Source organism: Pseudomonas sp. RA_105y_Pfl2_P56, from assembly GCF_963970845.1.
In the GTDB taxonomy this organism is placed as follows: Bacteria; Pseudomonadota; Gammaproteobacteria; order Pseudomonadales; family Pseudomonadaceae; genus Aquipseudomonas; species Aquipseudomonas baetica_A.
The window spans coordinates 253,533-274,186 of record NZ_CAXAPL010000002.1; the positions used below are offsets into that span (position 1 = coordinate 253,533).

Consider the following 20,654-nt stretch of genomic DNA (forward strand, 5'->3'; position numbering starts at 1 on the left):
TGATGGGACCTCGGTTCAGGGCTGATTTTTTGGGTTGAAATACTATCCCCAAGGAGCGGGTTTGCTCACGAAGGCGCAGTGTCAGTCGACATCATTGTTGCCTGGTGCGCCGCCTTCGCGAGCAAGCCCGCTCCCACAGGGAATGAAGTGTTACTTAAAAAGCGTCGCCGGGAATGCGCACGTAGCCTTCCATCAATACCCGCGCACTGCGACTCATGATGGCCTTCTTCACCACCCACTCACCGTTTTCCAGACTGGCCTCAGCACCGACCCGCAAGGTCCCGGACGGATGGCCAAAACGCACGGCATTGCGCTCGATGCCACCCGCCGCGAGGTTTACCAACGTGCCGGAAATGGCAGCAGCGGTACCGATCGCAACGGCTGCGGTGCCCATCATCGCGTGGTGCAATTTGCCCATCGACAAGGCGCGCACCAGCAGATCAACGTCACCTGCCGCAACCGCCTTGCCACTGGAGGCCACGTAATCCGCAGGCTTGGCCACGAACGCGACTTTCGGTGTGTGTTGGCGCTTGGCGGCTTCATCCAGATTGGCGATCAACCCCATGCGCAACGCACCGTAGGCACGAATGGTTTCAAACATTTGCAGCGCTTTCGGATCGCTGTTGATCGCGCTCTGCAACTCGGTGCCGGTGTAACCGAGGTCGGCGGCGTTGACAAAGATCGTCGGAATGCCGGCATTGATCATGGTCGCCTGGAACGTGCCCACACCGGGCACTTGCAGTTCATCGACCAGGTTGCCGGTGGGGAACATTGAGCCACCGCCGCCCTCTTCGTCTGCTGCCGGGTCCATGAACTCCACTTGCACTTCGGCGGCCGGAAAGGTCACCCCGTCGAGTTCGAAGTCGCCGGTTTCCTGCACCTCGCCATGGGTGATTGGCACATGAGCAATGATGGTCTTGCCGATGTTGGCCTGCCATACGCGCACCACCGCTACGCCGTTTTGCGGGATACGGCTGGCGTCGACCAAACCATTGCTGATCGCGAACGAACCGACCGCCGCCGACAGGTTGCCGCAGTTGCCGCTCCAGTCCACGAACGGCTTGTCGATGGAGACCTGGCCGAACAGGTAATCGACGTCGTGATCGGCTTTGATGCTTTTCGACAGGATCACGGTTTTGCTGGTGCTCGACGTGGCGCCGCCCATGCCGTCGATCTGTTTGTCGTACGGGTCGGGGCTGCCGATCACCCGCAACAACAACGCATCGCGGGCCGGGCCGGGAATCTGCGCCGCCTCGGGCAGATCCTTGAGACTGAAAAACACGCCTTTGCTGGTACCGCCACGCATGTAGGTAGCGGGGATCTTTATTTGAGGTGCGTGAGCCATGGTGCTCCTTAACAAAGGCGCGGGACTCAAAAGCCCACGCCCACATACGATGATTTAAACGGCAACCGACGACTCTTCGAGGAAGTCCTGAGCGAAGCGCTGCAACACGCCGCCGGCCTCGTAGATCGACACTTCTTCAGCGGTGTCGAGGCGGCATGTCACCGGCACGTCGACGCGCTCGCCGTTCTTGCGATGGATCACCAGCGTCAAGTCAGCGCGCGGTGTGCGGGCGCCGATCACGTCGTAGGTTTCGCTGCCGTCGATGGCCAGGGTGTGACGGTCGGTGCCCGGTTTGAACTCCAGCGGCAACACGCCCATACCCACCAGATTGGTGCGATGGATACGTTCGAAGCCTTCGGCAGCAATCGCCTCGACCCCAGCCAGACGCACCCCCTTGGCCGCCCAGTCGCGGGACGAACCCTGACCGTAATCGGCGCCGGCAATGATGATCAGTGGCTGCTTGCGCTCCATGTAGGTTTCGATGGCTTCCCACATGCGCATCACTTGGCCTTCCGGCTCGACGCGGGCCAGCGAACCCTGTTTGACCTTGCCGTTTTCCACCACCATTTCGTTGAACAGTTTCGGGTTGGCAAACGTTGCGCGTTGCGCAGTCAGGTGGTCACCCCGGTGGGTGGCGTAGGAGTTGAAGTCCTCTTCCGGCAAGCCCATTTTCGCCAGGTATTCGCCAGCGGCGCTGTCGAGCATGATCGCGTTCGACGGCGACAGGTGATCGGTGGTGATGTTGTCCGGCAGCACCGCCAGCGGGCGCATGCCCTTGAGCGGACGCGCACCCGCCAGTGCGCCTTCCCAATACGGCGGACGACGAATGTAGGTGCTCATCTCACGCCACTCGTACAGCGGCGTGACTTTCGGGCCGGTGTCTTCGTGGATGGCGAACATCGGGATGTAGACCTGACGGAACTGCTCCGGCTTGACCGAGGATTTGACCACGGCGTCGATTTCTTCGTCGCTCGGCCAGATGTCTTTGAGGCGGATTTCCTTGCCGTCGACCACGCCCAACACATCCTTCTCAATGTCGAAGCGGATGGTGCCAGCGATGGCGTACGCCACAACCAATGGCGGCGAGGCCAGGAACGCTTGCTTGGCGTAGGGGTGAATCCGGCCGTCGAAGTTGCGGTTGCCCGAAAGCACGGCCGTGGCGTACAGATCACGATCGATGATCTCTTGCTGGATCACCGGGTCCAGCGCACCCGACATGCCGTTGCAAGTCGTGCAGGCAAATGCGACGACACCGAAACCGAGTTGCTCCAGCTCCGTGGTCAGCCCCGCTTCATCGAGGTACAGCGCCACGGTTTTCGAGCCCGGGGCCAACGAGGATTTGACCCACGGCTTGCGGGTCAATCCAAGCTTGTTGGCATTGCGCGCCAGCAGGCCGGCGGCGATGACGTTGCGCGGGTTGCTGGTGTTGGTGCAACTGGTGATGGCGGCGATGATCACCGCGCCGTCGGGCATCTGCCCCGGCACCTCTTCCCACTGGCCGCTGATGCCTTTGGCCGCCAGATCGCGGGTGGCGACGCGGGCGTGCGGGTTGCTCGGGCCGGCCATGTTGCGCACGACCGAGGACAGATCAAAGGTCAAACCACGCTCGTATTGCGCACCTTTGAGGCTGTCGGCCCACAGGCCGGTGGTCTTGGCGTATTGCTCGACCAACTGCACTTGCTGGTCTTCGCGACCCGTGAGTTTCAGGTAATCGATGGTCTGCTGATCGATGTAGAACATCGCCGCGGTGGCGCCGTATTCCGGGGCCATGTTGGAGATGGTGGCGCGGTCGCCGAGGGTCAGCGCGGCAGCGCCTTCGCCGAAGAACTCCAGCCACGCCCCGACGACTTTCTGTTTGCGCAGGTATTCGGTGAGTGCCAGCACCATGTCGGTGGCGGTGATGCCCGGTTGCAGCTTGCCGGTCAATTCGACGCCGACGCTTTCCGGCAGGCGCATCCACGAGGCGCGGCCGAGCATCACACTCTCGGCTTCGAGACCGCCAACGCCGATGGCGATCACGCCCAGTGCATCAACGTGCGGGGTATGGCTGTCGGTGCCGACGCAGGTGTCCGGGAACGCCACACCGTCGCGCACCTGGATCACCGGTGACATTTTCTCCAGGTTGATCTGGTGCATGATGCCGTTACCCGGCGGGATCACGTCGACGTTCTTGAAGGCCTTTTTGGTCCAGTTGATGAAGTGGAAACGGTCTTCGTTGCGACGGTCTTCGATGGCGCGGTTTTTCTCGAACGCCTGGGCATCAAAACCGCCCGCTTCGACGGCCAGCGAGTGGTCGACGATCAGTTGCGTCGGCACCACCGGGTTGACCTGCGCCGGGTCGCCGCCTTGCAAGGCAATCGCGTCGCGCAGACCAGCGAGGTCGACCAGCGCGGTCTGGCCCAGAATGTCGTGGCACACCACACGGGCCGGAAACCACGGGAAGTCGAGGTCGCGTTTGCGTTCGATCAGTTGCTTGAGGGAATCGGTGAGCGTGGCCGGATCGCAGCGACGCACCAGGTTTTCCGCCAGCACGCGGGAGGTGTACGGCAGGGTGTCGTAACTGCCGGGCTGAATCGCCTCGACCGCCGCACGGACGTCGAAGTAATCCAGAGGACTGCCGGGCAGGTTCTTGCGAAATTCGGTGTTCATCGGGTCAGGACTCGGGTCACGGTAGTTTCAAGAGGTGAACATTGCACCGGCACTGAAGTGGACTCGGTCACACATTGGTTCTCGGTTTATCCAGTTACCGGTGCGGGAGGCCCACCATTCAGCGACGTTCGATTGGCACGAACTTGCGCTGTTCGACGCCGATGTACTCGGCGCTTGGACGGATGATGCGGTTGTTGGCACGCTGTTCGAACACATGCGCGGCCCAGCCGGTCAGGCGCGAGCAGACGAAAATCGGCGTGAACAGTTTGGTCGGGATGCCCATGAAGTGGTAAGCCGAGGCATGGTAGAAGTCGGCATTCGGGAACAGCTTTTTCTGCTCCCACATGGTCTTGTCAATGGCTTCGGAAACCGCGAACAACACCTTGTCACCCACTTCGTCAGCCAGTTTTTTCGACCAGCCCTTGATCACCTCGTTGCGCGGGTCGCTGTCCTTATAGATCGCGTGACCGAAGCCCATGATCTTGTCTTTGCGCTCAAGCATGCCGAGGGTGCCTTTGATCGCCTCTTCGGGCGATGAGAAGCGCTCGATCATTTCCATCGCCGCTTCGTTGGCACCGCCGTGCAGCGGGCCGCGCAACGAACCGATAGCGGCGGTGACGCAGGAATACAGGTCCGACAGGGTCGATGCACAAACGCGAGCGGTGAACGTCGAGGCGTTGAATTCGTGCTCGGCGTACAGAATCAGCGACACGTTCATCACTTTGACGTGCAGTTCGCTCGGTTTCTTGTCGTGCAACAGGTGAAGGAAGTGGCCGCCAATGGTGGGCTCGTCGCTGACGCAGTTGATGCGTTTACCGTCGTGGCTGAAGCGATACCAGTAGCACATGATCGCCGGGAACGCGGCCAGCAGACGGTCAGTCTTGTCGCACTGTTCGCTGAAGTCTTTCTCCGGTTCGATGTTGCCCAGGAACGAGCAACCGGTGCGCATCACGTCCATCGGATGAGCGTCGGCGGGGATGCGTTCCAGCACTTCTTTCAGCGCTTGCGGCAGGTCGCGCAGTTTGCTCAGTTTGCCCTGGTAGGCGGCAAGTTGCGCTTGGGTCGGCAGCTCGCCGTAAAGCAGCAGGTAAGCGACTTCTTCAAATTGCGCCTCTGCCGCCAGTTCACGCACGTCGTAGCCGCGATAGGTCAGCCCGGCGCCGGCCTGGCCCACGGTGGACAGTGCCGTTTGCCCGGCCACCTGGCCCCGGAGCCCGGCGCCACTGAGTACTTTTGCTTCAGCCATTGTTTTCTCCAATCTTGAATTTGTTAGGGAGTACGGCGGCTTACTTCTTCGCCGCAAACAACGCATCGAGCTTCTGCTCGAAGGTGTGGTAATCGATGCGATCGTAAAGCTCCATGCGAGTCTGCATGGTGTCGATGACATTCTGCTGCGTGCCGTCGCGGCGGATCGCGGTGTAGACGTTTTCCGCCGCTTTATTCATCGCGCGAAACGCCGACAGCGGGTACAGCACCAGCGACACGTCGGCGCCGGCCAGTTGCTCGGTGGTGTACAGCGGTGTCGAGCCGAATTCGGTGATGTTGGCCAGAATCGGCGCTTTCACGCGGTTGGCGAACAGTTTGTACATCTCAAGTTCGGTGATGGCCTCCGGGAAGATCATGTCGGCGCCGGCCTCGATGCATGCGGCAGCGCGATCCAGTGCCGACTCCAGGCCTTCGACCGCCAGCGCATCGGTACGCGCCATGATCACGAAGCTGTCGTCCGTGCGGGCATCGACGGCGGCTTTGATGCGGTCGACCATTTCCTGCTGGCTGACGATCTCTTTGTTTGGGCGATGACCGCAGCGCTTGGCGCCGACCTGATCCTCGATGTGAATCGCCGCCGCGCCGAACTTGATCATCGACTTGACGGTGCGCGCCACGTTGAAGGCTGAAGAACCGAAACCGGTATCCACGTCCACCAGCAGCGGCAGATCGCAAACGTCGGTGATGCGGCGCACGTCGGTCAGCACGTCGTCCAGGCCGGTGATGCCCAGGTCCGGCACGCCGAGCGAGCCCGCCGCCACACCGCCACCGGACAGGTAGATCGCTTTGAAGCCGGCGCGTTTGGCCAACAGCGCGTGGTTGGCGTTGATCGCGCCCACCACCTGCAATGGATGCTCGCTGGCGACCGCGTCGCGGAAACGCTGGCCTGGAGTGTTCAGGTTGGAACTCATGACTCACCTCGTTCAGTGGCTGTCTTATCGTTGGCGCCGTCCTGGTAATGACGGGCGATATTGCGTTTCGAGGCGCCGATGTGACGGCGCATCAACAATTCCGCGAGCTCGCCGTCACGGTCGGCGATCGCATCGAGAATGCGGTGGTGTTCGGCAAAGGCCTGGCGGGGGCGATTGGGCGTGGAGGAAAACTGGATGCGGTACATGCGCACCAGTTGATAGAGCTCGCCGCAAAGCATTTGCGTGAGGGTGCGGTTGCCGCTGCCCTGGATGATCCGGTAGTGAAAGTCGAAATCGCCTTCCTGCTGGTAGTAGCCGACGCCGGCCTGAAATGCCGCGTCGCGCTCGTGGGTTTCGAGCACCCGGCGCAACTCGTCGATTTCTTCGACGCTCATGCGTTCAGCCGCCAAGCGGCAAGCCATGCCTTCAAGGGATTCGCGGATTTCGTAGAGTTCCAGCAATTCGGCGTGACTGAGCGACACCACCCGCGCACCGACATGCGGCACCCGGACCAGCAGGCGCTGACCTTCCAGACGATGAATCGCCTCACGCAGCGGGCCACGACTAATGCCGTAGGTGCGCGCCAGCTCCGGCTCGGAGATTTTGCTGCCTGGAGCGATCTCGCCTTTGACGATGGCCGCCTGAATGCGCCGGAAGACGTTTTCCGAAAGCGTCTCGGAATCGTCGCCGCTGATGACCGGGGGATCGAGTTGATCCAGCATGATTGTCGACACCTTTAAATCCAATGCGGCAAAAACTAGTCAATTCGCCAGCCTCAGTCAAAGGAAAAATAGATATTGTCGACAATCGTCTAATAACCACCCTTGGACCACCCCAAGGGTTATAGACCCGCTCGGGCGCTGGCGCCATAAAATCACCGTGCTAGAATGCCGCCCGCATTTGCTGGCCATTTGTACGGCTTGTCATAAAAAGCTGATAGGCACACGAAGGGGCTTGCGCAAGTTTTGCCAAGGACCTAACCGAAAACGGAACGCTGCGCACCAGGATTTATGAGACTCAAGCCTTTCCCCACATTTATTGCTCTGTTTTGCCTGCCCGGGCTTGCCGCCGCGGGAGAAAAAACCGTGTACGGCCTCAACGAATACGCCTCGCTCGATGGCATCAATCTGCAAGTCGCGGCCAAACTCGATACGGGCGCGAAAACCGCCTCGCTGAGTGCCCGCGACATCAAACGCTTCAAACGCGACGGTGAATCCTGGGTACGTTTCTACCTGGCGATCGACGCCGCGCATTCGCACCCGATCGAACGACCGCTGGCCCGGGTCAGCAAGATCAAGCGCCGCGCCGGCGACTACGACCCGGAAGAAGGCAAGAAGTACACCGCCCGCCCGGTGATCGAGCTGGATATCTGCATGGGCACGGCGATGCGCAGCATCGAAGTGAACCTGACCGACCGAAGTGCGTTCCAATATCCGCTTTTGATCGGCTCCGAAGCCTTGAAACGTTTCGATGCGCTGGTCGACCCGAGTCTTAAATACGCTGCCGGCAAACCCGCCTGCACCATCGCCGCTCATACCGCCGAGTAATTTCCATGCGTTCTCTAACCTTTCACCTGAAAATCCTGATCACCATTCTGGTGTTGCTGGGCGTTTCGGTTACGGCCTATCAGATTTTCGTGCTCGGCATTCCGGTGACCGAAGACGCCACCGACGATTTGTGGAACATCGATGCCAAGGTCGAGTTCGTCGCCAGTGCCAAGGATCCGGTCAAAATCCAGATGTTCGTGCCGCCCCTGAGCCGCGATTACGTCAGCCTCAACGAAAGCTTCATCTCCAATAACTATGGCGTGGCCGTGAACCGCGTCGATGGCAACCGCAAGGTGACCTGGTCGGCGCGCCGGGCCAAGGGCAACCAGACCCTGTATTACCGTTTGGTGCTGACCAAGCGTTACACCTCGGAAAAATCCAAGATCAAAGGCCCGACCTTCCGCGACAGCATTGCGGTCGAAGGCCCGGAAAAAATCGCCGCCGAAGCACTGCTCGCGCCGATCCGCCAGCACTCGGCCGACGTCGAAACCTTCATTGGCGAGGCGATCAAACGCGTCAACAACCTCAACGATGACAACGTGAAACTGCTGCTGGCGGGCGATCCATCCACCGCGCACAAAGCCAAAATCGTCGAACTGTTGCTGTCTATCGCGCACGTCCCGGTTGAAAAAGTCCACACCATCCGCCTGGTTGCCGATCAGCCACAAAGCCCTGAATTGTGGCTGCGCAGCTTCAATGGCAACGACTGGCTGTACTTCAACCCGGAAACCGGCGAACAAGGCCTGCCAAGCGACCGCCTGCAGTGGTGGACCGGCGATGAGAACCTGATCACCATCGACGGCGGCAAGAAAGCCAACGTGACCTTCAGCCTGAACAACAGCGAGATGAATGCGATTCGTCTGGCCAAGCTGACCGACGAAAACACCGACGCCAACTTCCTCGAATACTCGCTGTATGGCCTGCCGCTGCAAACCCAGCAAACCTTCATGATCATGGTGATGATCCCGATTGGCGTGCTGGTGATCCTGATCCTGCGCAACCTGATCGGCCTGCAGACCCTCGGCACCTTCACCCCGGTACTGATCGCCCTCGCCTTCCGCGAAACCCAGTTGGGCTTCGGCATCATCCTGTTCACCGTGATTACCGCGCTGGGCCTGTCGTTACGTTCTTATCTGGAACATCTGAAACTGCAGATGCTGCCGCGCCTGTCGGTGGTGCTGACCTTTGTCGTGGTGTTGATCGCGGCGATCAGTCTGTTCAGCCATAAGCTCGGTCTGGAGCGCGGCCTGTCGGTGGCGTTGTTCCCGATGGTGATTTTGACCATGACCATTGAGCGCCTGTCGATCACCTGGGAAGAACGTGGCGCAAGTCACGCGATGAAAGTGGCCATCGGCACGCTGTTCGCCGCGTCGCTGGCGCACTTGATCATGACCGTGCCTGAGTTGGTGTACTTCGTCTTCACCTTCCCGGCGATCCTGCTGATCATGGTGGGTTTCATGCTGGCAATGGGTCGCTATCGCGGTTATCGCCTGACCGAGCTGGTGCGTTTCAAGGCGTTCCTGAACAAGGCTGATCACTGATGTTCGGTTTCTGGAAGACCTGGAAGGCCCTGGAAGCCCGAGGCATCATGGGCATCAATCGCCGCAACGCGGACTATGTGCTCAAGTACAACAAGCGCAGTCTGTACCCGATCGTCGATGACAAGATCATCACCAAGGAGCGCGCCATCGAGGCCGGCATTCAAGTGCCAGAGCTGTATGGCGTGATCTCCACCGAGAAGGAAATCGACAAGCTCGGCGAGATCATCGACGGGCACACCGACTTCGTGATCAAACCGGCCCAAGGCGCCGGCGGTGACGGCATTATCGTGGTGGCTGACCGTTTCGAGGGACGCTATCGCACGGTGTCGGGCAAGATCCTTGCCCACGAAGAACTTGAGCATCACATCTCCAGCATCCTCACCGGCCTGTATTCGCTAGGCGGCCATCGCGATCGCGCGCTGATCGAATACCGCGTCACCCCGGACCAGATCTTCAAGAGCATCAGCTACGAAGGCGTGCCGGACATCCGCATCATCGTGCTGATGGGTTATCCGGTGATGGCGATGTTGCGCCTGCCGACCCGTCAGTCCGGCGGCAAGGCCAACCTGCACCAGGGCGCCATCGGTGTGGGTGTCGACCTGGCTACGGGCCTGACACTGCGCGGCACCTGGCTGAACAACATCATCGCCAAACACCCCGACACCACCAACGCGGTGGACGGCGTGCAACTGCCCTATTGGGACGGTTTCATGAAACTCGCCGCTGGCTGCTACGAGCTGTGCGGTCTGGGTTATATCGGCGTGGACATGGTGCTCGATCAGGAAAAAGGCCCGCTGATTCTTGAGCTGAACGCGCGGCCGGGGCTGAACATCCAGATCGCCAACGACTGCGGGCTGACGCTGCGTACCCACGCGGTGGAAGCGCGACTGGAAGAACTGAAGGCCCGTGGCGTGACAGAGTCGGTTGAAGAGCGGGTGGCGTTTACTCAGGAGATGTTCGGCCATATTCCCGCCGTCGAAGGCTGATCACCCTGTCCATGATCGTTCCCATGCGCTGCGCGGGGACGATCAGCCCCACAACCTGCCAATCACCGACATCCCCTCTAGGAGCAATTCCCGCAGAGGACTACAATCCCTACCCCGCCTCAATGGCCGATCTGCCCCGCCCATGCTGACCTGTTCCGTACACCCTCTGCCTTACCGCGCCAATCCCGCCGGATACTTCGCGGCAATCCGCAACGCCCCCGGCGCCGTGCTGCTCGACAGCGGCCGACCGAGTGCCGACCGTGGCCGTTATGACGTGCTCAGCGCCTGGCCGCTGGAACAACTGGCGGTGTGGCCGGACGAAAACGGCAGCCATTTCCTCCAGCGTCTGCGCGACAATCTGGAGCGCTTGGGCGACGCGCAATTGCCGGCGCCTTATGAGTTGCCGTTCGCCGGCGGTCTGATCGGTTACCTGAGTTATGACTTCGGCCGGCATCTGGAGAGTCTGCCGAGTCAGGCGCGCGATGATCTGCAATTACCGGATGCGCGTTTGGGCCTATACAACTGGGCGCTGATCAGCGATCACCACGCGGCCACTAGCCAATTGGTGTTTCACCCGACGCTGGCCGACAGTGAAAAACAGCGGCTGATTGCGCTGTTCAGTCAGCCGATGACGGGCTCGCTGACGCCGTTCAAACTGAACCAGCCGATGAGTCCCGACCTGTCGCCAGACGACTACCGCCAGGCGTTCGAACGCATTCAGCATTACATTCAGGCCGGCGACTGCTATCAGGTCAACTTCGCCCAGCGTTTTCGCGCGCCGTGCCAAGGCGATCCATGGCTGGCCTATTGCGCGTTGCGCGACGCCTGCCCGACGCCTTTTTCCGGTTTCCAGAGCCTGCCCGACGGCGCTGCAGTGCTGAGCCTGTCACCCGAGCGCTTCGTCAAAGTCAGCCAGCGGCAGGTCGAAACCCGCCCGATCAAGGGCACCCGCCCCCGTGGCCTGACACCTGCCGAAGACGCCGCGAATGCCTCGCAACTGCTGGCCAGCCCAAAGGATCGCGCGGAAAACCTGATGATTGTCGACTTGCTGCGCAACGATCTCGGCCGCACCTGCCGTATCGGCTCGGTACGGGTGCCGGAGTTGTTCAGCCTGGAAAGCTATCCGAATGTGCATCACCTGGTCAGCAGCGTGACGGGCGAACTGGCGCAGGATCGCGATGCACTGGACCTGATCGCCGGCAGCTTTCCCGGTGGCTCGATCACTGGTGCGCCGAAGATTCGGGCGATGCAGATCATCGACGAGCTGGAGCCAACCCGTCGCGGCTTGTATTGCGGCTCGTTGTTGTATCTGGACGTGCGTGGCGAGATGGACAGCTCCATCGCGATCCGCAGTTTATTGGTCAAGGATGGGCAGGTGTGCTGCTGGGGCGGCGGCGGGATTGTCGCGGACTCGGACTGGCAGGCGGAGTATCAGGAGTCGATTACCAAAGTGAAGGTTCTGCTCCAAACCCTGCAAAACCTCTAAAACCTCTAAAACCTTCGCGAGCAAGCCCGCGCCCACACAAGAATGCATTCCCCTGTGGCGCGGGCTTGCTGCGAAGGCGTCAGGCCTGACGACTATAGGCTCAAATCCCGGTTAGACGCCTTGAGAAATGCCTGCTTCAACTCGGCAAACGTATGCACCGCCGGGAACTGCGGAAACTCGCGAATGACATTGTCCGGTGCGTGGAACAGAATCCCGGCATCCGCCTCGCCCAGCATCGAAGTGTCATTGTACGAATCACCCGCCGCAATCACCCGATAATAGAGGCTCTTGAAGGCCAGAACCGACTGGCGTTTGGGGTCTTTCTGACGTAACTGATAGCTGCTCACCCGCCCGCTGTCGTCAGTGATCAGACGATGACAAAGCAAGGTCGGGAAGCCCAGTTGACGCATCAACGGTTGGGAGAACTCATAGAAAGTGTCCGACAGAATCACCACCTGAAAGCGCTCGCGCAGCCAGTTGACGAACTCCACTGCGCCATCCAGCGGCTTCAGCGTTGCGATCACCTCCTGAATATCCGCCAGCTTCAACCCATGCTCATCGAGGATGCGCAGACGCTGCTTCATCAGCACGTCGTAGTCGGGAATGTCCCGAGTGGTGGCCTTGAGGGATTCGATTCCGGTTTTTTCGGCGAAGGCGATCCAGATTTCCGGTACCAACACCCCTTCAAGATCCAGGCAAGCAATTTCCACAAGACACTCCCGTTTGTATTGTTTATTGAGTCGAGCGAGCCCGAACTCTAGCGACTCAACCCCAACCACGCAACGCACAGGACGCCCCAAGCGCCGCTGCTTTTTGTTACCATCGGCGCCATATAGAGCGCCCAGCGCCACCGACCTGTAGGAAGCCGCCCTGATGAGCCCAACGTTCGACGTCGTGGACCTCGCCACGACCTATGCCAACAAATCCGCTCAAGACATCCTGAAACTCGCGTTTGCCGAGTTTGGTGATGATCTGTGGATATCTTTCAGCGGCGCCGAGGATGTGGTGCTGGTGGACATGGCCTGGAAGCTGAACAAGAACGTCAAAGTGTTCAGCCTCGACACTGGCCGCTTGCATCCGCAGACCTACCGTTTCATCGAGCAGGTGCGCGAGCACTACAAGATCGACATCGACATCGTCTCGCCGGACGCCACGAAACTGGAACCGTTCGTGAAGGAAAAAGGCCTGTTCAGTTTCTACAAGGACGGCCACGGTGAATGCTGCGGTATCCGCAAGATCGAACCGTTGCGCCGCAAACTGTCCGACGTCAAAGCCTGGGCCACCGGCCAGCGCCGTGACCAGAGCCCGGGCACCCGCAGCGCCGTGGCGGTGATGGAAATTGACAGCGCGTTCTCCACGCCGGAGCGCACCCTGTACAAGTTCAACCCCCTCGCGCAGATGACCAGCGAAGAGATCTGGGGCTATATCCGTATGCTGGAACTGCCGTACAACAGCCTGCATGAGCGCGGCTTTATCAGCATCGGCTGCGAACCGTGCACCCGCCCGGTGCTGCCAAATCAGCACGAGCGCGAAGGCCGCTGGTGGTGGGAAGAAGCCACCCAGAAAGAATGCGGGTTGCATGCCGGGAATATCATCGGCAAGGCGTAACCCACACCTTTGCATCCAGTGACATCCCCACATTTGTTATATGGCACCCTCCGAAAACGTGTACACACAACTGTCACCATCAGTGCCATTTGTGTGTGCACTTTTCATTTCTGCGCCCTGAAACGTTACATCCCTCCTGCAAAGCCCTCCCTTTTGATGTCAGCCGAAATCTTGCGCAAAAAATAAATACCTGTTCAATCGGTCAATTTATATCCACTGATTTTCAGACACTTAGTCCCGTTCGATAACTTTTCGAAATGAGAGACCCATTCCATAGATCAACAACTGGCACAGATCTGGCTTTAGTGCATACATGTTTTGTATACAAAACTGCAAAACATACACACTTTCGATCCGCAAGCCTGAAGCGCCCTATCCCGTACAGGCTGCAGATGCCCCGTAACCAATGATGGTTCACTGCCGCGACGAAGATTTGTCGAGCCTGACAGCTCACGCACAGTCATCGCGGTCCTGAACATCAGGAGCCTGCCGGAATGCGTACAAGTCTCTCCAATAACGTCGCGCTGAATCTGCCCGCCTCTGTCCACGCTCAACCCTTGCCCCCTGACGGCTTGAGCGAACCGTTACAACTGAGCCCGCGTCTGCACAACAGCGATCTGGCACCGACCAAGGCCGAAGGCCGGCGCTGGGGCAAATACAGCATCTTCGCCCTGTGGACCAACGACGTGCACAACATCGCCAACTACTCGTTCGCCATCGGCCTGTATGCCTTGGGCCTGGGTGGCTGGCAAATTTTGCTGTCGCTGGGGATTGGCGCGGCACTGGTGTATTTCTTCATGAACCTGTCCGGCTACATGGGGCAGAAAACCGGGGTGCCGTTTCCGGTGATCAGCCGGATCAGTTTCGGCATCCACGGCGCGCAAATTCCTGCACTGATCCGGGCGGTGATCGCCATCGCCTGGTTCGGCATTCAGACGTATCTCGCGTCAGTGGTTTTGCGCGTGTTACTGACGGCAGTCCATCCCGGCTTCGCCGAGTACGATGACAACGCGATCCTCGGCCTGTCGACTTTGGGTTGGGTGTGCTTCGTGGCGATCTGGTTCGTGCAATTGGCGATTCTTGCCTACGGCATGGAAATGGTTCGCCGGTATGAAGCATTCGCCGGGCCGGTGATTTTGCTGACCGTCGCCGCGCTCGCCGCGTGGATGTACACGCAAGCCAACGCAACCATCGCCTGGTCGATCCGCGAACCGCTGACCGGCGGCGAGATGTGGCGCAATATTTTTGCAGGCGGCGCGTTGTGGCTGGCGATCTACGGCACGTTGATTCTCAACTTCTGCGACTTCGCCCGCTCCTCGCCGTGCCGCAAGACCATCAAGGTCGGGAATTTCTGGGGCTTGCCGGTGAATATTCTGGTGTTCGCCGCGATAACAGTCCTGCTGTGTGGCGCGCAATTCCAGATCAATGGCCGGATCATCGAAAGCCCGACCGAGATCATCGCTTCGATTCCCAACACCTTCTTTGTGGTGCTGGGTTGCCTGGCGTTCCTGATCGTCACCGTGGCGGTGAACATCATGGCCAACTTCGTCGCCCCGGCCTTCGTGCTGAGCAATCTGGCGCCCAAATACCTGACCTTTCGCCGCGCCGGGCTGATCAGCGCGACCATCGCGGTGCTGATCCTGCCGTGGAATCTCTACAACAGTCCGCTGGTGATCGTGTACTTCCTGTCGGGTTTGGGCGCCCTGCTCGGCCCGTTGTACGGGGTGATCATGGTCGACTACTGGCTGATCCGCAAAGGCCGGATCAACGTTCCTCAGCTCTACAGCGAAGACCCCAACGGCGCTTATTACTACAGCCGCGGTATCAATTGGCGCGCCGTCACGGCGTTTATTCCCGCTGCGCTGATCGCCATCGTCCTGGCGCTGGTGCCTGGTTTCCACAACGTTTCGCCCTTCTCCTGGCTGATCGGCGCCGGGATCGCCGGAATGCTTTACCTCATCATCGCCAAACGCCAACCGCACTACGCCGACGTCAGTGGCGAAGCCTTCGCCGTCGACAACGTCTGCCATTAACCCCTTCGCGGCCCGGACTTCGGGCCGCAGAACTGCCCGTTATAAGGATTTTTCATGCGCATTCTCGTGGTCAACGTCAACACCACAGATTCCATCACTCAGGCCATTGCCCGCTCGGCGCAGGCTGTCGCCTCACCCGGTACGGAAATTGTCGGCCTCACGCCGTATTTCGGTGCTGACTCGGTTGAAGGCAATTTCGAAAGCTATCTGGCGGCCATCGCCGTGATGGATCGGGTGATGTCCTACGACCAGCCGTTCGACGCCGTGATTCAGGCCGGTTATGGCGAACATGGGCGCGAAGGCTTGCAGGAACTGCTCAATGTACCGGTGGTGGATATCACTGACGCAGCCGCCAGTACGGCCATGTTCCTGGGGCACGCGTACTCGGTGGTCACCACCCTGGATCGCACCGTGCCGCTGATCGAGGATCGATTGAAATTGTCCGGTTTGTGGGACCGTTGTGCTTCAGTTCGAGCCAGTGGTTTGGCCGTTCTTGAACTGGAACACGAGCCGCAGCGCGCGCTGGAGGCGATCGTGCATCAGGCTGAACTGGCCGTGACGCAGGACAAGGCCGAAGTGATTTGCCTGGGTTGCGGCGGCATGGCCGGGCTCGATGAACAGATTCGTCGGCGTACCGGGGTGCCTGTGGTGGACGGAGTGACGGCAGCGGTGACCATCGCTGAAGCGCTGGTGCGGTTGCGGCTGTCGACGTCCAAGGTGCGGACGTATGCGACGCCGCGGCCGAAGAAAATCATTGGCTGGGCGCAGCGGTTTGCTCGCTGAGTTCACAGTCGGATATCGAGTCGACTCATTCGCGAGCAAGCTTGCACAGGTTTTGTGTGGAACGGGAGCCTTGTAAACGACACAAAACCCTGTGGCAGCGGACTTGCTCGCAAATCGGGGCAACCAGGTCTCAGGCCATGTTCAAATGGCACTGAACCGCTGCGCCAAGCCCTGCTGCGCAAACTGCTCAATCACAAAATCGACAAACGCCCGCGTCTTGCCCGGCAACAATTTATGCTCGGCGTAGTAGATCGAAATGTTGCCGTCATCGATGTACCAATCCGGCAGCACACGCTGCAACGTGCCCGCCTGCAGATAACCCACCGCAAACGGCATGCTCACCAATGCAATTCCCAGACTTTGCGCGGCAGTCGCACAGGCCGCCTCGGAGTCGCTCATGGTCATTCGCGTCTTGAGGGTCAAGGGGCGGCAGAGCTGGCTGCCACTGCTGATCAACTGCCAGGAGCGCACTCGACCGGTTTGCGGCGAGCGAATCAGGATGCCATCGTGGTGTTGCAGGTCATCAGGCTCGACGATTGCTTTGTGACTTTCCAGATACCCCGTCGATGCCACCAACACTCGGTGCGCCGGCGCCAATTTGCGCGCGACGACACCTTGGGGCAATTCAAATCCCCCGCCAATCGCCGCATCGAAACCTTGCCCAATCAAATCGACCTGGCGGTTATCAAAATGCCAGTCAGGGTTGATCGCCGGAAATCGACGTAAAAACGCTTCCAGCAACGGCACGATGTACAAGCGCCCGAATACCGTCCCCATACTGACTTTCAAAGTCCCCGCTGGCAGGCCCTCGACACTGGCCAGATTGGCCACCGCGTTCTGGATGGTCGTCAGACTGGCACTGACCTGACTCAAAAACAGCTGCCCCGCCTCGGTCAACGTCAGGCTCCGCGTACTGCGCTGAAACAAGCGCACACCGAGCCGCGCCTCAAGCTTCGCCACGCTCTTGCCCACTGCCGCTGGCGTCAGGCTCAGGCGCCGCGCAGCCTCGGCAAAGCTGCCGACTTCGGCACTGCGCACAAAGCATTCGATACTGCTGAAGGTTTCCATGGTCGCCACTATAAACTTTTGGTTTACACAGACTATAGCAATCAGGGTCTACACGGCTGTGGATCAGAAGCCGATACTCGGTTCCAACAACAAGGCATTGCGCCTTGAATACTCTGGAGATCGAACATGTCCACTCAACACCTCAGCGGCAAAGTCGCTCTGATTCAAGGCGGTTCCCGTGGCATCGGTGCTGCCATCGTCAAACGTCTAGCCGCTGAAGGCGCTGCGGTTGCCTTCACGTATGTCAGCTCAACGGTCAAAGCCGAAGAGTTGCAAAACAGCATCACCGCCAGCGGCGGCAAAGCCTTGGCGATCAAGGCTGACAGCGCCGACGCCGCCGCCATCCGCCATGCGGTCAGCGCCACCGTCGAAGCCTTTGGTCGCCTCGACATTCTGGTCAACAACGCCGGCGTACTGGCCGTCGCCCCACTGGAAGACTTCAAACTGGAAGATTTCGACCAAACCGTGGCGATCAACATTCGCAGCGTTTTCATCGCCTCCCAGGAAGCCGCCAAACACATGGGCGAAGGTGCACGGATCATCAACATCGGCAGCACCAATGCTGACCGTATGCCCTTCGCCGGCGGCGGTGTGTATGCGATGAGCAAGTCGGCGCTGGTGGGCCTGACCAAGGGGTTGGCGCGTGATCTGGGCCCTCGTGGTATCACCGTGAACAATGTGCAACCCGGTCCGGTCGACACCGACATGAACCCTGCCAACGGTGACTTCGCCGAAAGCCTGATTCCGTTGATGGCCGTGGGTCGTTACGGTACAGCCGAAGAAATCGCCAGCTTCGTCGCTTACCTCGCAGGGCCTGAAGCCGGTTACATCACCGGTGCCAGCCTGACCATCGACGGTGGTTTCGGCGCCTGATTTTTCTCAACCGTCTGTAAGAAAAACGCCGCCCCTCCTTTAACAGAGGGGCGGCGTTTTTTGATATCTGGCGTTCAGGCCCATTCCAGCGCCGGCAAACCACAGGCGCTCGGGATGAAGGCTTTCAACGACCGCAGAATACCGTCGGCGTGTGCGTATTTCTCATCAGCCATCGCGGCGTCGGGAATGGCAATGGCGGTCATGCCCGCGGCTTTGGCCGCGGTAACGCCAAACGGCGAATCCTCGAACACCAGACAATCCTCAGGCGCGACACCCAGACGACGGGCCGCGGTCAGGAAAATATCCGGCGCCGGTTTGGCTGCGCCGACTTCCGGATCGTCCGCGGTGACGATGAAATCGAACAGTTCAAACCAGTCGCGGTGCAAGGTGGTTTTCTGGCCGAACGACTGACGCGACGAACTGGTGCCCACCGCAATCGGAATGTTGTGCGCCTTGAGGTGGCGAATCAATTCCTCAGCGCCCGGCATTGCCTGAGCCTTGGGAAAGCGCTCACGCATCAATGGCTCACGAATCACCAGAAACTCTTGGGCAGTGATCGGCAAATCGAGCGCCTGGACCACGTAATTGGCAAGGTCATTGGCGCCTCGGCCAATAATGTTCTGCTTGACGCCCCAATCGAAAGTGCGCCCGTACCGCTCGGCAATCAGCGAAGTGACCTCGGTGTAAATGCCCTCGGTGTCCAGCAGCAAACCGTCCATATCGAAAATCACGGCCTTGATCGGGCCAAACGCCTTCAGCGGTGCATTCATCATCGGATCCGTTATCAAACATATCCCAGGCGACCGGTAGCGCCGCTGCTCGGACCTGATTAAAGGGTTCAGCAGCATAGCGAGCGCAACGGGCATTGAGCAACGGTCAATGTTCGTCGAAGCGACGAACTAATCGCGAGCATTTAGCGAAACGCCCTACAGGCATTGCCTACTCTCCCGACTTCTTTCCTTTTTGATCATCCGCAAAGTCCGCGCACCTCTTTTTTCACGTGCGCGAGTGACTGCGAATGCTCCAACCCGATCGGCTTCTGGCCCTGAACAACAGCATCGGCCCCAGCGGCATTCTGGAGCTGAACGACTGCGACCGGGGCCAGCGTTATCGCATCACCTTCTTTCCCGATGTCTGCGCTGAGCATGTCCGAGCGTTGTACGCCTCTTATCAAGGCATTCTCGACGACCTGGAAGTCTGGTTACGTGGGGAGTGGACGGAATTTCAGCCGCTATGGGCAGCGTTTTCCAGCGCCGGATTCATTGAGCGTTACGGTCAACTGCAGCAAGCCGACTGGCGCGGATTCGAGAACGCCCTGCACGGCGTTTGGGATGACATCAAGCAACTGTTTGCCCTGCTTGCCGACTTGCAGGCCAATAGCGAAAAGCTGCTGGAGTACCTGACCGACATTGAGCTGGACGCCCTGCTGCAAGCCTCAAGCGAGGCCATCGCTAACGGTCTGCTGATCCTCAGCGACGAGCCGCTGATGTTCATTCATCTGGCCGCATTCACCAGTTGGCTGAAAATGCTGCCGCCGCAGTACCTGGCCGAAGTGGTGGCCGAGGTTCGCGTCGAGTTGTTGATCAGCTTCCTGTTGATGCGGGTATCTGGCGGTGTCGGTGTACCGCTGCGCTTGAGCAGCAAAGTGTTGGCGAAGATCAAATCGCCACGGGCGCGGGAGTGGCTGGCGGCCTCGGCATTGCGCCTGGCTGAGCTGACCTCTGAGCCCGAGCTGAGTCGGCATGCGAGCGTGCTCAAGCCGTTGGTAATCAATGCCCGTGCTGCTGAGCTGAAACCGACACCGTCAATTGCGCTGAATATTCGTCAGGCCGATTCGGTGGTTTTGACGGTGCCGAATCCAGCGCCCGTTGCACGAAAAAAGACTCATGGCATGGCGCGACTGGAGCGCCATGAGGCCCACGACGACGCCCCTAATCAGGCAAAAAAACCCAACGGTGACAGCGCCGATTGCGTGCCGTCGACCTGCACCAACGGTTGCCCCGTATCGATGGTCACCGGCGAAGAACTGCTGACCCTCACCGATGGCACCCTCGATGGCTTGCTGGCGTTCGAGTTCACCCGGTTGTACCGCACCAGTGCCGCCGAAATCGATGTCGGTCTGGGGTTTGGCTGGAGCCATTCGCTGGCGCATCGGCTGGCGTTCGACGCTGACGAGGTGGTCTGGATTGACCACGAAAACCGCCGTACACGGTTTCCGTTGCCGAGTGTCGAGCGGCCGGCGATTCACAACAGTCTGTCGCGGGCGGCGATTTTTCTGGGGGATGAACCGGAGGAATTAGTCCTCGCGCTGGCGGGGGACGCGGCGCGGTTTTATCACTTTCGCGCTGGCCGGCTGACAGCGATCAGTGATGCGTATGACAACCGTCTGACGGTGCATAGGGATCGGTCTGACAGGGTTCAACGATTGGATAACGGGGCGGGTCGTTCTCTGTTATTGCGCTACGACCGTCAGCACCTGATCGGCATCGATTACCAGTCGTTTCAACAGGCTGAGTGGAAGACTGAACACACCCTCGTCAGCTACTGCTACGACGCCT

At 59.7% G+C, this 20,654-nt stretch carries 17 protein-coding genes; 9 read left to right on the plus strand and 8 right to left on the minus strand.

The genetic code is table 11. The annotated features are described in order from the left end of the window. Positions 1 to 154: 154 nt before the first annotated feature. The 5 genes from prpF to AACY11_RS02820 form a co-directional block, all read right to left on the minus strand. Positions 155 to 1,345, minus strand: coding sequence for a 2-methylaconitate cis-trans isomerase PrpF (prpF, locus tag AACY11_RS02800; RefSeq protein ID WP_339432485.1), 1,191 nt, complete (start codon positions 1,343 to 1,345; stop codon positions 155 to 157). A 54-nt stretch (positions 1,346 to 1,399) separates the two neighbouring features. Further along, positions 1,400 to 3,994, minus strand: a complete 2,595-nt coding sequence (gene acnD / locus AACY11_RS02805) for a Fe/S-dependent 2-methylisocitrate dehydratase AcnD (protein WP_339493826.1) — start codon at positions 3,992 to 3,994, stop codon at positions 1,400 to 1,402. A gap of 118 nt (positions 3,995 to 4,112) precedes the next feature. Beyond that, positions 4,113 to 5,240: a bifunctional 2-methylcitrate synthase/citrate synthase gene (gene prpC, locus AACY11_RS02810; RefSeq protein WP_339432487.1), complete on the minus strand. Its 1,128-nt coding sequence runs from the start codon at positions 5,238 to 5,240 to the stop codon at positions 4,113 to 4,115. A gap of 40 nt (positions 5,241 to 5,280) precedes the next feature. Then, complete coding sequence (gene prpB, locus AACY11_RS02815) at positions 5,281 to 6,171, minus strand: methylisocitrate lyase (RefSeq protein WP_250603955.1); 891 nt, start codon at positions 6,169 to 6,171, stop codon at positions 5,281 to 5,283. Beyond that, positions 6,168 to 6,890 carry a GntR family transcriptional regulator gene (locus tag AACY11_RS02820; protein ID WP_221733954.1) on the minus strand — a complete coding sequence of 241 codons (723 nt, stop codon included), beginning with the start codon at positions 6,888 to 6,890 and terminating at the stop codon, positions 6,168 to 6,170. The genes prpB and AACY11_RS02820 overlap by 4 nt, the downstream gene beginning before the upstream one ends. Before the next feature lie 291 nt (positions 6,891 to 7,181). Here AACY11_RS02820 and rloA point away from each other — a divergent pair, with 291 nt between their 5' ends. The 4 genes from rloA (at position 7,182) to pabB (ending at position 11,731) form a co-directional block, all read left to right on the plus strand. Then, on the plus strand, positions 7,182 to 7,718 hold the full coding sequence (rloA, locus tag AACY11_RS02825) for a retropepsin-like aspartic peptidase RloA (RefSeq protein WP_339493827.1): 537 nt from the start codon (positions 7,182 to 7,184) through the stop codon (positions 7,716 to 7,718). A 5-nt stretch (positions 7,719 to 7,723) separates the two neighbouring features. Beyond that, positions 7,724 to 9,259, plus strand: coding sequence for an osmotic stress tolerance membrane protein RloB (gene rloB / locus AACY11_RS02830; RefSeq protein WP_221733944.1), 1,536 nt, complete (start codon positions 7,724 to 7,726; stop codon positions 9,257 to 9,259). Then, a complete protein-coding gene (locus AACY11_RS02835; protein ID WP_339432488.1) occupies positions 9,259 to 10,245 on the plus strand; it encodes an alpha-L-glutamate ligase-like protein in 987 nt (328 codons plus the stop codon). The genes rloB and AACY11_RS02835 overlap by 1 nt, the downstream gene beginning before the upstream one ends. Before the next feature lie 142 nt (positions 10,246 to 10,387). Continuing rightward, positions 10,388 to 11,731 carry an aminodeoxychorismate synthase component I gene (gene pabB / locus AACY11_RS02840; RefSeq protein ID WP_339464978.1) on the plus strand — a complete coding sequence of 448 codons (1,344 nt, stop codon included), beginning with the start codon at positions 10,388 to 10,390 and terminating at the stop codon, positions 11,729 to 11,731. 92 nt (positions 11,732 to 11,823) lie between these two features. Here pabB and thrH read toward each other — a convergent pair whose 3' ends face one another. Continuing rightward, entirely contained in the window at positions 11,824 to 12,441 is a 618-nt protein-coding gene (thrH, locus tag AACY11_RS02845; RefSeq protein WP_339464980.1) for a bifunctional phosphoserine phosphatase/homoserine phosphotransferase ThrH, read from the minus strand. A 163-nt stretch (positions 12,442 to 12,604) separates the two neighbouring features. Here thrH and AACY11_RS02850 point away from each other — a divergent pair, with 163 nt between their 5' ends. From AACY11_RS02850 to AACY11_RS02860, 3 genes are all read left to right on the plus strand, one after another. Continuing rightward, entirely contained in the window at positions 12,605 to 13,339 is a 735-nt protein-coding gene (locus AACY11_RS02850) for a phosphoadenylyl-sulfate reductase (RefSeq protein ID WP_339432491.1), read from the plus strand. A gap of 494 nt (positions 13,340 to 13,833) precedes the next feature. Continuing rightward, the gene (locus tag AACY11_RS02855) at positions 13,834 to 15,372 is read left to right on the plus strand and encodes an NCS1 family nucleobase:cation symporter-1 (RefSeq protein ID WP_339432492.1); all 1,539 of its coding nucleotides are present in this window, start codon (positions 13,834 to 13,836) and stop codon (positions 15,370 to 15,372) included. Between the two features lie 54 nt (positions 15,373 to 15,426). Beyond that, the gene (locus AACY11_RS02860) at positions 15,427 to 16,155 is read left to right on the plus strand and encodes an aspartate/glutamate racemase family protein (protein ID WP_339432493.1); all 729 of its coding nucleotides are present in this window, start codon (positions 15,427 to 15,429) and stop codon (positions 16,153 to 16,155) included. Positions 16,156 to 16,296: 141 nt separating this feature from the next. On the opposite strand, the gene AACY11_RS02865 is transcribed toward AACY11_RS02860, so the two are convergent. Further along, entirely contained in the window at positions 16,297 to 17,223 is a 927-nt protein-coding gene (locus tag AACY11_RS02865) for a LysR family transcriptional regulator (RefSeq protein ID WP_339432494.1), read from the minus strand. Between the two features lie 126 nt (positions 17,224 to 17,349). Between AACY11_RS02865 and AACY11_RS02870 the strand changes: the two genes are divergently transcribed. Beyond that, positions 17,350 to 18,096, plus strand: coding sequence for a 3-oxoacyl-ACP reductase family protein (locus tag AACY11_RS02870; RefSeq protein WP_339493829.1), 747 nt, complete (start codon positions 17,350 to 17,352; stop codon positions 18,094 to 18,096). A 74-nt stretch (positions 18,097 to 18,170) separates the two neighbouring features. Here AACY11_RS02870 and AACY11_RS02875 read toward each other — a convergent pair whose 3' ends face one another. After that, positions 18,171 to 18,866 (minus strand): HAD-IA family hydrolase, encoded by a 696-nt coding sequence (locus tag AACY11_RS02875; protein ID WP_339464982.1) that lies wholly within the window; start codon positions 18,864 to 18,866, stop codon positions 18,171 to 18,173. Between the two features lie 248 nt (positions 18,867 to 19,114). Here AACY11_RS02875 and AACY11_RS02880 point away from each other — a divergent pair. Beyond that, a partial coding sequence (locus AACY11_RS02880; protein ID WP_339493830.1) for a DUF6531 domain-containing protein occupies positions 19,115 to 20,654 on the plus strand: 1,540 nt, incomplete at its 3' end.

Coding starts and splice junctions, on each gene's coding strand:
- prpF (WP_339432485.1), bottom strand. CDS start 1,345: ATGGCTCACGCACCTCAAATAAAGATCCCCGCTACCTACATGCGTGGC.
- acnD (WP_339493826.1), bottom strand. CDS start 3,994: ATGAACACCGAATTTCGCAAGAACCTGCCCGGCAGTCCTCTGGATTAC.
- prpC (WP_339432487.1), bottom strand. CDS start 5,240: ATGGCTGAAGCAAAAGTACTCAGTGGCGCCGGGCTCCGGGGCCAGGTG.
- prpB (WP_250603955.1), bottom strand. CDS start 6,171: ATGAGTTCCAACCTGAACACTCCAGGCCAGCGTTTCCGCGACGCGGTC.
- rloA (WP_339493827.1), top strand. CDS start 7,182: ATGAGACTCAAGCCTTTCCCCACATTTATTGCTCTGTTTTGCCTGCCC.
- rloB (WP_221733944.1), top strand. CDS start 7,724: ATGCGTTCTCTAACCTTTCACCTGAAAATCCTGATCACCATTCTGGTG.
- AACY11_RS02835 (WP_339432488.1), top strand. CDS start 9,259: ATGTTCGGTTTCTGGAAGACCTGGAAGGCCCTGGAAGCCCGAGGCATC.
- pabB (WP_339464978.1), top strand. CDS start 10,388: ATGCTGACCTGTTCCGTACACCCTCTGCCTTACCGCGCCAATCCCGCC.
- AACY11_RS02850 (WP_339432491.1), top strand. CDS start 12,605: ATGAGCCCAACGTTCGACGTCGTGGACCTCGCCACGACCTATGCCAAC.
- AACY11_RS02855 (WP_339432492.1), top strand. CDS start 13,834: ATGCGTACAAGTCTCTCCAATAACGTCGCGCTGAATCTGCCCGCCTCT.
- AACY11_RS02860 (WP_339432493.1), top strand. CDS start 15,427: ATGCGCATTCTCGTGGTCAACGTCAACACCACAGATTCCATCACTCAG.
- AACY11_RS02865 (WP_339432494.1), bottom strand. CDS start 17,223: ATGGAAACCTTCAGCAGTATCGAATGCTTTGTGCGCAGTGCCGAAGTC.
- AACY11_RS02870 (WP_339493829.1), top strand. CDS start 17,350: ATGTCCACTCAACACCTCAGCGGCAAAGTCGCTCTGATTCAAGGCGGT.
- AACY11_RS02875 (WP_339464982.1), bottom strand. CDS start 18,866: ATGAATGCACCGCTGAAGGCGTTTGGCCCGATCAAGGCCGTGATTTTC.